Origin of the sequence: Finegoldia magna, from assembly GCF_003182075.1 — a bacterium.
Taxonomy (GTDB): domain Bacteria; phylum Bacillota; class Clostridia; order Tissierellales; family Peptoniphilaceae; genus Finegoldia; species Finegoldia magna.
This window is the reverse complement of record NZ_QGTH01000013.1, coordinates 23,020-35,288: the sequence shown is the minus strand read 5'-3', so window position 1 is coordinate 35,288 and position 12,269 is coordinate 23,020. Positions and strand designations below refer to the sequence as shown.

General features: G+C 33.1%; 9 protein-coding genes. 6 read left to right on the top strand and 3 right to left on the bottom strand.

The window, feature by feature from the left end; translation table 11 throughout:
* Window positions 1-24 precede the first annotated feature (24 nt).
* On the bottom strand, window positions 25-1,404 hold the full coding sequence (gene pdxR / locus DES33_RS06265) for a MocR-like pyridoxine biosynthesis transcription factor PdxR (RefSeq protein ID WP_110058424.1): 1,380 nt from the start codon (window positions 1,402-1,404) through the stop codon (window positions 25-27).
* 109 nt (window positions 1,405-1,513) lie between these two features.
* Here pdxR and pdxS point away from each other — a divergent pair, with 109 nt between their 5' ends.
* Complete coding sequence (pdxS, locus tag DES33_RS06260; protein ID WP_002840912.1) at window positions 1,514-2,356, top strand: pyridoxal 5'-phosphate synthase lyase subunit PdxS; 843 nt, start codon at window positions 1,514-1,516, stop codon at window positions 2,354-2,356.
* Window positions 2,357-2,408: 52 nt separating this feature from the next.
* Here pdxS and relB read toward each other — a convergent pair whose 3' ends face one another.
* On the bottom strand, window positions 2,409-2,630 hold the full coding sequence (gene relB / locus DES33_RS06255) for a type II toxin-antitoxin system RelB family antitoxin (protein WP_110058423.1): 222 nt from the start codon (window positions 2,628-2,630) through the stop codon (window positions 2,409-2,411).
* Window positions 2,631-2,749: 119 nt separating this feature from the next.
* Here relB and DES33_RS06250 point away from each other — a divergent pair, with 119 nt between their 5' ends.
* The 3 genes from DES33_RS06250 to DES33_RS06240 are packed head-to-tail and all read left to right on the top strand — an operon-like array spanning window position 2,750 to window position 5,743.
* The gene (locus DES33_RS06250) at window positions 2,750-4,174 is read left to right on the top strand and encodes a TldD/PmbA family protein (RefSeq protein ID WP_110058422.1); all 1,425 of its coding nucleotides are present in this window, start codon (window positions 2,750-2,752) and stop codon (window positions 4,172-4,174) included.
* Window positions 4,174-5,463, top strand: coding sequence for a metallopeptidase TldD-related protein (locus DES33_RS06245; protein ID WP_110058421.1), 1,290 nt, complete (start codon window positions 4,174-4,176; stop codon window positions 5,461-5,463). The genes DES33_RS06250 and DES33_RS06245 overlap by 1 nt, the downstream gene beginning before the upstream one ends.
* Window positions 5,464-5,473: 10 nt before the next feature.
* The gene (locus DES33_RS06240; RefSeq protein ID WP_110058420.1) at window positions 5,474-5,743 is read left to right on the top strand and encodes a hypothetical protein; all 270 of its coding nucleotides are present in this window, start codon (window positions 5,474-5,476) and stop codon (window positions 5,741-5,743) included.
* A gap of 45 nt (window positions 5,744-5,788) precedes the next feature.
* Here the strand turns inward: DES33_RS06240 and DES33_RS06235 are convergent, their stop codons facing one another.
* Entirely contained in the window at window positions 5,789-7,123 is a 1,335-nt protein-coding gene (locus DES33_RS06235; RefSeq protein ID WP_282956202.1) for an MATE family efflux transporter, read from the bottom strand.
* Between the two features lie 214 nt (window positions 7,124-7,337).
* Between DES33_RS06235 and DES33_RS06230 the strand changes: the two genes are divergently transcribed.
* Both DES33_RS06230 and DES33_RS06225 read left to right on the top strand, forming a co-directional pair.
* Window positions 7,338-8,561 carry a glycosyltransferase family 4 protein gene (locus tag DES33_RS06230; RefSeq protein WP_110058418.1) on the top strand — a complete coding sequence of 408 codons (1,224 nt, stop codon included), beginning with the start codon at window positions 7,338-7,340 and terminating at the stop codon, window positions 8,559-8,561.
* A gap of 253 nt (window positions 8,562-8,814) precedes the next feature.
* The gene (locus tag DES33_RS06225; protein WP_110058417.1) at window positions 8,815-12,237 is read left to right on the top strand and encodes a leucine-rich repeat protein; all 3,423 of its coding nucleotides are present in this window, start codon (window positions 8,815-8,817) and stop codon (window positions 12,235-12,237) included.
* The last annotated feature ends 32 nt before the right edge of the window (window positions 12,238-12,269 follow it).

Genomic DNA, 12,269 nt, shown 5'->3' with positions numbered 1-12,269 from the left:
AACTCTTTTACATTATTTTGTAATCTAATTGACAAGATTATTTACAACATTTACGATAATATCCATACCATTAGAGATATCATCGTAGCTCATCTTCGCAAACCCAATCAAAAACACATTAGTGTTCATATTTTTATCCAAATAAAAATCATCGATAGAATTCACATACACTGATTTTTCCCTCAAAGTTTTCAACAAAACATTACTGTCAATCCTCTTATCGACCTTGATTACGACAGATGTTCCACAATCAGTTTTCTCAAAATCAATGAATTTGCAGCCGTTAATTTTTGAAAAAATAATCTCGTATTTTTTTGCGTACACCTTCTTCATCTGATTGACCTGCTTTTCAAAATCTCCACTGTCGATAAACTTAGACAAAGCAGATTGAACGAAAATCGACACAGGACATCTCTCAGATTTTAGCACAGAATAAAATTTATTCATCAAATTTTTAGGCAAAACCATAAAACTCACACGCATCGCAGGGGTTACAGTACGTGAAAAATTCCCGATGTAAATCACCTTATCATTCACATCCAAAGTTTTCAGAGGGGCGATAGGACGAAGCTTGTATTTGAATTCTGCGTCGTAGTCATCTTCGATTATGTAGCGATTATTTTTTTCGTAAGCCCAATTCAACAGATCAATCCTTTTATTAATCGGCATAATCGCAGAAGTAGGAAACTGATGAGAAGGAGTCACGCTTACAACATTCGCATCTGTTTGTTTCAGAAAATCTATATCAATTCCATCTTCATTCACATCAATCGGCGTACTGTTGAAATTATTGTAAAAACCAATTCCGTGATAAGCATATCCAGGATTTTCAAAACCAAAAACGGGATTGTTAAGAAGGTTTTTAATCAAAATCAACAACTCGTTGCTGCCGGAACTCACGACGATTTGGTTGGGATTCACGATAATTTCTCTGAAATCTTTCAAATAATTTGAAATAGAACACCTTAACGAAAATAATCCTAAACCATCGACCTTACCCAAAATAGCATCATCATCTTCATTAATAGAATCTCTGAAAGCCTTTCTGATTTGCTTGTATTTAAAACAAGATTTATCCACACCTGAAAATGAAAAATCATACAGGTAAGAATTCTTTTCTTCAACAATCATATCCTCATCATCTAAGTTTGTATCGCTTTGCAAAATATGACCAGATTTTTCCACAAAAAATCCACTTCTCTCACTGGAACGAATGTATCCTTCCTTTTCCAATTGATAATAGGCATTGGATACAGTATTTATCGAAATATTCAGCTCATTTGATAATTTTCTAATAGAAGGAAGCTTGTCATTAGTCTTCAATTGTTTCGTGTTAATCTTTTCTTTTATAGAATCGTAAATTTGATTATACAAATAATCTTTGTCGTTTAAATTTATGAACATAAAATCCTCCGTTGGATTAAGTATAACACATCTGTACCCATAAAATTATTTTATTTTGCTACTATGATTAGATGCAATTTGCATGTATTATAAAGGCGAGGTGATTTTAATGGATATAAATGAAAAATTAAAGGGCGGAGTAATAATGGATGTAATCAATGCTGAACAAGCGAGGATTGCAGAAGCAGCAGGAGCAGTAAGCGTAATGGCACTTGAAAGAGTTCCTGCAGATATTAGAGCTGCAGGAGGAGTTAGCAGAATGAGCGATCCTAAAATGATTGAAGAAATTATGAAAGCTGTCAAAATTCCTGTAATGGCAAAAGTTAGAATTGGCCATTTTGTTGAAGCACAAATTTTGGAATCTTTGGGAATTGATTACATTGACGAATCAGAAGTTTTGTCTCCGGCAGATGACAAGTATCATATCGACAAATCGAAATTTAACACTCCTTTTGTTTGTGGAGCGAGAAATTTATCGGAAGCTTTACGAAGAATCAAAGAAGGCGCTAAGATGATTAGAACAAAAGGTGAAGCTGGAACTGGAGATGTTGTCCAAGCTGTTACACATATGAGACAAATCATGGGCGAAATTTCATTGGTGAAGTCTTTGAAGGAAGATGAATTATACGACAAAGCAAAAGAAATGGGAGTTTGCTTTGAATTATTGAAATACGTTCACGAAAATGGAAAATTACCTGTACTTAATTTTTCTGCAGGTGGAGTTGCAACTCCTGCTGATGCGGCGTTGATGAGACAATTGGGAGCTGAAGGTGTGTTTGTTGGTAGTGGAATTTTCAAAAGTGGAAATCCTGAAAAACGTGCCAAGGCTATCGTAAAAGCTGTGGAAAATTACAACAATCCAGATGTATTGCTTGAAGTGAGCAAAGATTTGGGAGAAGCAATGGTTGGAATTAATCCAGATGAGATAAAAGTCATCATGGCTAATAGATAAAACGAATAAATTACAGTGGCTACCTGAAAATCGGTAGCCATTTTTAGGTTTATTACAAGTCTAAATCTTTCCATAATTCAGAAATTGGTTTGCTATTTTTTTCATCTTTTAGATAATCTTCATATGCTTTTTCAGCTGTGATTGCGTCGTATTCATCCTCAATTTTTTCGAATAAAGCATTTTTAAAAGCGTCCTCCAAAGTAATAGAATGATTTTTCGCATAAGTTTTCGCGAGAATCATTTCTTCTTGAGTTAATTGAATATTAATTTTCATAATGCTACACTCCTTTATACATATTTTACTCCATTATCTAATTTTGTGATATCATTTTCTTGAAATTCATTGTAATAGCTAGAAGTATTTACTATAATTATTAATGAAAGGGGTAGAACATGAAAAAACTAACTACATCAAAATTTTTATTAGATAATAAATCTAAATTACAAGAAATTATAAAAAAATTGGAAACTGATTTCAAATACGTTTCTATTTTGGGTTGCGATGTTGATGGGGCAAGTTATTCTGTGACTACATCAGCAATTTCATTAAATCCATCTCCTGATTACCAAAGAGGATTCGTAATCAGAGTGTACACTGATTTGGGATTTAGTGAGTATTCATTTAATGAAGTAAATGTAGATGAAGTATGCGAAAATGTCCGTAAAATCGCACTTGAAGATCGTAAAAAAATCGTCGAAGGCTTGGATAGAGTAACTTACGACAGACTTCCAAATGATGATGAAATTACAAAAGAAAGAATCACTGAAGTTGAAAACTTACCAGAAGAAGATAATCCTGAAAAAATAATCACTACTTTGCAAAAAATTCACGACGAAGTTAAAGCGAAGTACGAAAAAATCGTTCAACTTTCTTTGAGATTGAATATTACGCAAGTTAATAAAATTTTCTTATCGAAAAACAAAGATTTGTACCAATCTTACGCTTATTCAACAGGATTTGCAATGGCAGCAGCAACTGATGGAAAGAATACTAAGCTAGATTTCATTTCTAGTTCTGGATTGTGTGGAAGTGAATTGATTTCTGAATTCAAAAAAGCAGCGGATGATGCTTGCAGAAGGACTGAAGAATTACTTACAGCAGACAGAGTTGTTCCTGGAGAATACGACATAATTTGCGATCCTGATTTTACAGGACTTATAGCTCACGAAGCTTTCGGCCACGGAGCTGAAATGGATATGTATGTAAAAGAACGTGCAAAAGGAAAAGAATACCAAGACAAGAGAGTTGCAAGTGACAAGATAATAATGCACGACGGTGCGACTGCTTTCGATGAAGTGTCAAGCTATTTATTCGATGACGAAGGTAACTTGGGAAGAGATACTGTGATTATCGACAAGGGAATTTTGCGTCATGGAATGTGCGACGAATTGTCTGCGATTTTGTTGGGACAAGAATCCACAGGAAACGGCAAGAGAGAATCTTTCAAGAGAAAAGCTTACACTCGTATGACTAACACTTTCTTTGAAGAAGGCGAAGATTCCGTTGAAGATATGATTAAATCCGTTGACAAAGGATATTTGTTGGAAGGTTTCTCATCTGGAATGGAAGATCCAAAAAACTGGGGAATTCAATGCGTTGCAATGAAAGGCCGTGAAATCATAGACGGCAAATTAACTGGCAAAATCGTAAGCCCAGTTTATTTGACAGGATATGTACCTGATTTGTTGCAATCAATCACGCAAGTTTCCAACGGACTTGTACTTTCTGGTGGAGGATATTGCGGAAAAGGCTGGAAAGAATGGGTTAAGACATCGACTGGTGGATCATATATTAAGGCAAAGGGGATTTTAAGTTAATGGAAAGATTAATAAATATATTAAAACAAAACGAAAAAATTACCGACTGGATAGTTGTCAACACTGTGTCCAAATCCAACGAAATATTTTTGATAAAAGACAAAGTAGACATGAACAGAAGTTGTGTGACTAATGAAACATCTGTAAGAGTATTCGTGGATTTTGAAGAAAATGGCGACAAATTCAAAGGTGACAGCACAGTTGTGTTGAATTTAAATGACAGTGAAGACGAAATCAAAGAAAAAATCGACAGAACTGCTTTTGCAGCGAAATTTGTCAAGAACAAATACTACGAACTTCCAGAAAAAGAAGAAGGTTATGCCACACTCAAAGACATCAAAGTGTGCGAAGATTTGACAGATAATTTCAAAAAAGTACACGATGTTATCTACAAAGATTACGGCTACCAATCAAAAGTGAATTCTTGTGAGATTTTCGCCTACGAAAATCACAAGCATGTCGTTACATCAAAGGGTGTGGATGTAGAATATCCATCCAACAAATTTACGTTTGAAATCGTAACTGATTGCAACGTTGGTGATGAACCTGTTGAAATATTCAACGGATATGATTTGACAAGTATCGATTACTTAAAAATCGAAGAAATCGTCGACAAACAACTTTTGGAAACTGAAAAAAGATCCAGCGCAGTTAGAAATGAAAAAATGGAAAATATGAGAGTTATTTTATCAAACGAAGCTGTTGAAGAATTCTTGTATTACTATTACGACCAAGCAAGAGATGCCATGATTTATCAACAAATCAGCTCTGCTAAATTAGGCGAGAGATTTTTCGGAGATAATCCAAAAGTAAACTTCAACATGAAAATCAATCCAACATTGGAGACATCAATCAACAAAAGACCTGTCGATTCAGAAGGTAAAAAACTTGTAGAATATGATTTGTACAAAAATGGTGTCGTAGAAAACTTGGTTACTAACGCAAAGTATAGTTATTATTTGAACGTAAAAAATATGGGACAATCACCAGTTTTCGAAGTAAATGGTGGAGATATTTCTGCCGAAGAATTAAAATCACAAGATTACATTGAAGTGTTGGCGTTCTCATCATTCTTGATGGACAGTGCTACGGGAGATTTCGGTGGAGAATTCAGACTTGCAAGACTTGTAAAAGATGGCGAGGAATCATTCATAACAGGTGGTTCAATTTCATTAAATGTAAAAGAAGTTCAAGATTCTATGATTTTCTCAAAAGAATTGAAATCTCGCAAAAACAGCTTAGCACCAGCTGTTATTGCGTTTGATAATGTGACTATTGCAGGAAAATAAGGAGGTAAAATTGAAACAAAAAGATAGATTTGGAGTGTTGGAATTATATGCGTATTGTATTGGATATATTTTGTTGATAACAATCTACAGATTTTTCAGGACAAATGAGTTTGATGCTGTAGGATTTTTGAAAATAGCAGCTACAATTTTTGTAGTAGCTTCGGCTGTGTTTGCAATTTTCAATAAAGGATCATTCAAGAAAACATCTTCTGATTACAAACTACCTATGATAATGATAACGGCTGTAGTGTCTATTCTAGTTTCGGTATTTATATTCTAAAAAAATAAAGGTTTGAACATTGGAAATCCAATATTCAAACCTTTTTTAAATTCCAAGAACAAATTCGTCGTCGTTGTGAATTGTTTTAACCAAAAATCCTGATTTAACCAAGAAATAAGTTGTAGTTAATGTGGATAAAACGTCAGACACTGGCATCGCTGACCACACGCCTGTAAGTCCGAAAAGTTTTGGGAAAATCAACATCAACGGCAACAAATAAATAAGTTGTCTTGTCATTGTCAATATGAAACCAATTTTTGGTTTGCCGATTGCTTGGAATAATGACGATCCAATTATGGAATATCCAAGCATGAAAATCATCGAATTGTATATTCTAAGTCCAGGAATTGCAATGTCCTTGATGACTGCATAATCTTCTGGTCTTGAAATAAAAATCTTCACCAACAAATCTGGTCTAAGCATAGTGAATGCCCAGTTCAAAACCATATACACAGTTCCTGCAACAACTGCAATTCTTAGAGTGTGCTGAACACGTCTGTATTTGTGCGCTCCAAAATTAAATCCTAAAATTGGTTGAATACCTTGGTTAATACCGAAAATTGGCATGAATGCAATTTGTGAGACACTGTAGATAACGCTCATAGATGATGTCGCCAAATCTCCACCGTAAATTTTAAGGGAATTGTTGAAAATAATATTAATACCACTAGCTACAAGTTGCATTGCGAATGGAGCAGAACCCAGTGCAAAAATTTGCTTGCAGTAGTGCAAATCAAGCTTGAATGTTTCCTTTTTAAGTCTCAACAGTGCACGGTCTGAAAGAAAATATCTAACAACCCAAATACAAGACAAAAATTGGCCTATAATAGTCGCCCAAGCAGCTCCTTGCACTCCCATTTTCATAGGGAAAATGAACACATAATCCAAAATAATATTGCTGATTGCACCGATGAACATCGTCACCATCGCAGCTCTAGGATTTCCTTCGCCACGGATGAAGTTGTTCATTGCAAAACCAACCATTTGAAAAGGTGCACCATACAAAATAATTTTTCCATATTCATAAGCGTAAGGCATCAAAGTGTCACTTGCGCCGAAAATTTTCAAAAACCATTTTAAATTTAAAAGAAAAATCGCTGATATCAAAATCCCGAAAATAATAGATAAAAACATAGATGTGCCAAGAATGATTTCTGATTCTTTTTTCTTACCTTCACCAAATTTGATTGAAGAAAGGGAATTGCCACCCACACCAATCAACATTCCGAATGCCATCAAAAATAAAAAAATCGGGAAAATCAAATAAACGCCACCAATTGACATTTGATTTACACCGGCACCTAGGAAGATTCTATCTATAACATTATACAAAGCTTGAACCAACATTCCTATAGTAGCTGGAACTGAAAACTTCCAGATTAATTTCGGAATGGATTCATTGCCGAGAAGATTTGATCGTTGTTCGTTTAAATTTTCTATAATAATCGCCTCCTAATCAAAATAATACAAGTTATTATACATTAAAAAACAAACATAATCAATGATTTATAAAAAAATTCAATAAATAACTAAAGAAATTAAAATCTTATTATGATAATATAGAAGTAAGAATAATAATAAAAAGGATGATAACATGAAAATACTACACGTAATCGCGCAACTTCCGAAGCAAACAGGAAGCGGCGTTTATTTTACCAACGTAATTCAATTTATGCAACAAAATCATGAAAATGCTGCTATATTTGGAATACAAGATAATATCCAATTAAATTTGGATGAAACAATCAAAAAATATCCAGTGGAATTTAAAAGCGAAAAGTTGAACTTCCCAATAGTTGGAATGAGCGATGAAATGCCCTACGATTCCACAAAATACAGCGATATGACACACGATATGATTGAAGATTGGACAAATGAATTCACAAAACAATTGAAAAAAGCAAAGAAAGAATTCCAACCAGACGTAGTCGTATCTCATCATTGTTGGATGCTAAGCAGTCTCGTGTTAGATATTTTCGATGAAACTCCCGTTTTATTACTAAATCATGGAACCGACATCAGACAAACAAATCTCAACCCAGAATTGTTTATGACTTGTGTGAATAATCTAAACCGTGCACAAAAAGTCCTAGCACTAAGCAAAAAAGACGTAGAACCTATCTCCGATATATTTGGAATCGACAAAGAAAAAATCGTTGTAATGGGTGGAGGCTACAACAGCGACATATTCTACAGAAGAAAAGAAGATCCACAAAACGACAGAATCAAATTATTGTTTGCAGGGAAATTATCACACGCAAAAGGAGTGTACGAACTTTGCAAAGCTTTTAAAAAACTAGAAGAAAAATACGATAATTTGGAATTAACACTAGTGGGAGATGTCGACATAGAAACAAAAGTTGAGTTGTGGGATAACACAGGAAACTCACTTCACTTCGATTTGCACAACACATCTTGTCAGAAAAAACTCTCCAATAAAATGAGAGATTCAGACATCTACATTTTGCCAAGCTATTATGAAGGATTGGGACTTATCGCAATCGAAGCATTGGGTTGTGGAATGAGAGTCGTAGTCACAGAAATAGAAGGACTAATCGAAACATTAGGCGATGAAATAAATAAAAGTAGCGCAATTGAATTTGTCGAAATGCCACGACTCAAATCAATCGATGAACCTTATGATTCAGAAATCGAACCATTTGTCGATAGATTAGCAAAAGGAATTGAACAACAAATAATCAGAGTACAAAACAAAGAACCATTACCAGAAAAAATTCACGAATTAGTATTAAAACATTCTTGGGATCATATAATGCTTGAAATCGAGAATGAGTTAATAGAGATTGAAAATTTATAATAGAATATAAAATTGACTAAATGCAGCTTTTAATTTATTAAGAGCTGTTTTTGTGTATATAAGATTGCTAAAAGTAACGTATAAAATTTTAGCTAGCTCAATATTATGTGTTTGAAGATATTGATAAGCACGAAACTTTTTTTAAAATTAATTTGATAATAAATATCATTGAAAAGAAATTGAGATTATAGTAAAATAAAAAAAGTTCTTTAGATGATAAAGAATATCATTATTAATTTAATAGGAGGTTCGTATGAACAAAAAGAAGATTATTTTTTCTTTAGTTTTTGTATTTGCTTTGCTTTTTGGATTAAATATTAATTCTAAAGCCGTTGATGACAAATATACAGCGGATGATTTTGAAATTGTGGGAGATACTGTATACGGTTTTTCGAAAAGTGGAGTGCAAAAACTAAAAAGAAATCGAAATGTTGTGCTACCAACAAAAAGCAAAGAAAATGTAGATTTGAAAAAAATAGCAAGTTTTGCATTTGTCTACAATAAGAGTAGTGCGATAGATGAGTATACTCAAAGAGAAGGCGAAAATGGAGAGGTTAACAACTTAGATGTTGATGGAAACGAAATTAAAAAGCTAGGAGAGGATTTCCATCAATTAGACATAGAATCTGTAGAGATTCCTGAAGGATATACTTATATTGGACAAGATGCTTTTGAAGAAAATAGTAACATTAAAAGCGTTAATTTGCCGAAAACCATCACTAAAATTAGTGATTATGCATTTGCACATCTAAGTTTAAAGACTATAAAATTACCAGATAATTTGAAATTTTTGGGAGATCAAGTATTTTTTGATAATCAAATAGAAGGCAAACTTATTTTACCTAAAAATTTAAGAAATTTAGGAGAAAGAGCATTTAAATCTAATCAAATTACAGATATAGAATTTAATTGTGAAAAATTAGAAACTATAAAAGAACAAGCTTTTCAAGATAATAAAATTAAGCAAGTGAAGCTTCCAAATAGTGTGAAAAAAATTGAGATTGGTGCGTTTAATGGAAATCTTGGTGATGAAAATTATGCATTGAAAGTTGTGCTTTTGTCAAAAGGTAATGTTGACAACAAAGATTCTTCTTCTATTGTTAATCCGACAGAAGAAGATAAGACGACTTCAGTAGATGTGGATAGTTCAAAATGGGATGAAAAAGATTTTGTATTTGATAAGGGTAAAGTTCTAGGATTTTCTAGTATAGGAAAATTAAAAGTTCGTGAAAACAAAAATCTTGTAATTCCTGAAAAGAATGGGAAATATGTTGTTGATGAAATTGGAGATGATGCTTTTCGAAATGTGAATTTTGAAAATAGTAGTTTGAATAAGTACGATTTACAAAGCGTAAAGCTTCCGAAAACTGTGAAAAAAATCGGGAAATTTGCATTCCAGTCTAATTATTTGACAGAATTTGAAGCACCTGAGGCTCTGAAAATCATTGGAGACGGAGCATTTATGAATAACAAGATAGAAATGCTTGAATTAGGTGAAAATACTGAGATAATTGGAAGTAGTGCGTTCCATATTAATAAATTATTTGCAATTGTGATTTATCCAAATGTTAGGGAAATTGGGATTTCAGCTTTTAGAAATAACGATGCACAAAATGTAATGTTTATGGGCGATAAAGTTGAAAAAATAGGAGAAATGGCCTTTTGTAATAACAAAATATCTGAGTTGGATTTGAGCTTATTAACAAAATTAAAAGAAATATCTGTTCAAACTTTTTACAAAAATAGCATTACAAAGGTTACATTGCCCGAAAATTTGGAAAGTGTAAAAGAAGAAGCATTTAGATACAATAATTTAAAAGAGATTGATTTTTCGAATAAAATTAAAGAGATTAGATTTAACGCATTTGACGATAACAAAGTTGAGGATAACTACAAAAAAGTTTTAGTTAGAATTAAAGGAAAAACACTAGCTGATGGAAATAATTTTGTTGTTAATCCTGAAGAAACTACGAAAAACAAAGATGATTTGAAAAAAGTTTTGGATGAATTAAATAAGTTAAATTTAATAGAACTCAGAGATGATACTCAAAAGCAATTTGAAGATATGAAGGCTGAAGGTGAGAAGCTTTTAAGAAAAGACAAATTATCTGAGGGTGCGAAGTTAAAATACATCCATGATACTCAATTTTTTGTAAGTCGATATAAGTTAGACTCATTAATTAAAAAAGGAGAATTAACGATTAAAAATCATCCACAAAATTCTGAGATTTTGAAAGATAAACTTGAATACGCAAAAAAATCTTATAATAATTCTGCCGTTGTGGATAATAAATTAACTCGTTTAACAAAAGAATTACAAAATCTTATTAATATTGTTGAAAACAAAGGGAACATGGCGGATTCAATTATGAAACAAGGTCATTTTGAACTTAAAACGCCACTTCCGATTCCATCCTATCATATTGGAATGAATGTGTATTTTGACAAAAACGGCAAAATCTTGTATGTGTTAGACATGTCTTACACTATTGGAAAAGGACAAAAAGACGAATACGGAAATGAGATTTTGAATGTTGATGAAGATAATGAAGGTTATCATATGTTGGCTTTGGAGACTTTGGATGATTATGAAGGGCTAAATTATTCAGATATTTTGAAATCAAATGTAGATAGTCTTGGAAAAATCAGAAAAGTTGATGATAGAGCAAAATACCATAGGGAAGGAATTTTCAATGCAATAAAAGATGCTTGCAAAGATTTTGAAAAGGAAAATCCAACAAAACCAGGTGATAACCCAGGGAAAACACCAAATCAACCTGGTACAGTAACACCAACACCAAGCACACCAGCTGAACAACAAAAAACTACAACAAGAGTTGCAGGTTCTGACAGAATTCAAACATCAGTAGAAGTATCCAAGAAATACTACGAATCTGCTGACACAGTAATCGTAGCAAACTACGAACAATTCGCAGACAGCTTATCAGCATCGGCATTATCGAAAGCATTAAAAGCACCAATCCTACTTGTTAAAAAAGATCAATTAGATTCAGTAGTAGCACAAGAAATCAAGAGATTAGAAGCTAAAAATGTAATCGTAATAGGTGGAGAAAAATCAGTAAATAAAACAAAAGACAGCCTATCACAATACAACGTTAGAACAATAGCAGGAGCTAATCGTTATGAAACAAGTGCAAAAATCGCACAAGAAGTAATCAAACTAACAGGAACAAAGAAAGCTGTAATAGCAAGTGGTGAAGTATTCGCAGACGCATTAACAGTAGCTCCATTAGCAAACAAAAACAACATGCCAATACTACTAGTACAACAAAACAACATACCACAAGAAGCAAAAGAAGTATTGAAACAAATCGAAGAAGTAATAGTTGTAGGAGGAGAAAAGACAATCTCTAAAGAAGTAGAAAACAAACTTCCAAACCCTACAAGAATAGCAGGAGCAAACCGTTACGAAACAGCAAAGAAAATCTACGAATATGGCTTCAAAGATAGAGTAGAAGTTAACATCGCAAACGGAACAGTTCCAGCAGACAGCTTAGTAATAGGCTCCATTGATTGCCCAATATTATTAGCAGAAGCAAATGAAATTCCAGAAGCTACAAAACAAGCTTTCAAAGAATCAAAATTTGAAAAAGTTAATGTATTTGGTGGAGAAAACTCAATAAATGAATCAGTGGTAAAAGAATTGATTAAGTAAACTAAACGCAGCACATAAAAATAATGTGCTGC

Excerpts from the sequence above, each read along its gene's own strand:
- pdxR (WP_110058424.1), bottom strand. The coding sequence starts at position 1,404 with ATGTTCATAAATTTAAACGACAAAGATTATTTGTATAATCAAATTTAC.
- pdxS (WP_002840912.1), top strand. The coding sequence starts at position 1,514 with ATGGATATAAATGAAAAATTAAAGGGCGGAGTAATAATGGATGTAATC.
- relB (WP_110058423.1), bottom strand. The coding sequence starts at position 2,630 with ATGAAAATTAATATTCAATTAACTCAAGAAGAAATGATTCTCGCGAAA.
- DES33_RS06250 (WP_110058422.1), top strand. The coding sequence starts at position 2,750 with ATGAAAAAACTAACTACATCAAAATTTTTATTAGATAATAAATCTAAA.
- DES33_RS06245 (WP_110058421.1), top strand. The coding sequence starts at position 4,174 with ATGGAAAGATTAATAAATATATTAAAACAAAACGAAAAAATTACCGAC.
- DES33_RS06230 (WP_110058418.1), top strand. The coding sequence starts at position 7,338 with ATGAAAATACTACACGTAATCGCGCAACTTCCGAAGCAAACAGGAAGC.
- DES33_RS06225 (WP_110058417.1), top strand. The coding sequence starts at position 8,815 with ATGAACAAAAAGAAGATTATTTTTTCTTTAGTTTTTGTATTTGCTTTG.